The organism is Vibrio sp. 704, assembly GCF_033339295.1.
On record NZ_JAWOUH010000703.1, the window covers coordinates 1 to 597 of the forward strand.

General features: G+C 47.4%; 1 protein-coding gene. It reads left to right on the plus strand.

Annotation, left to right across the window (positions count from 1 at the left end; all coding sequences use genetic code 11):
* Positions 1-597: Na+/H+ antiporter NhaC family protein (locus R7R24_RS28625; protein ID WP_318120447.1), on the plus strand; the 597-nt coding region annotated here is incomplete at both ends.

Here is a 597-nt window from a genome sequence, read left to right on the forward strand (position 1 = left end):
CGTTATCTCAGTTTGCGTCATGCTCGTGTTAGCATTGATGCGTGTAAACGTGGTGGTTGCCCTCACGTTTAGTGCCATTGTTGGTGGCCTTGTTGCGGGAATGAGCTTAGGCGATACCGTAGCGGCCTTCGAAAGTGGCTTAGGTGGCGGTGCAACGATTGCACTTAGCTACGCTATGCTTGGCACATTCGCCGTTGCCATTTCTAAATCTGGTATCACTGACCTGCTCGCAAAAAGCGTGATTAAACGCCTAAACGGCAAAGAAAGTGCAGCATCGACTACTGGCCTTAAATACGCTGTATTAGTGGCGTTAGTGCTCGTAACCATGTCTTCTCAGAACGTAATTCCTGTTCATATCGCCTTTATTCCAATTTTGATTCCACCTCTTTTGGGCGTATTTGCGAAGCTTAAACTGGATCGTCGCTTAATTGCGTGTGTGCTGACTTTTGGTCTGATTACACCTTACATGGTGCTTCCTGTTGGTTTTGGCGGGATCTTCTTAAACAACATCTTGCTAAAAAACCTGCATGACAACGGTTTAGAGAACGTTGTCGCAAGCCAAGTACCAACCGCCATGTTGCTTCCTGGCGCGGGTAT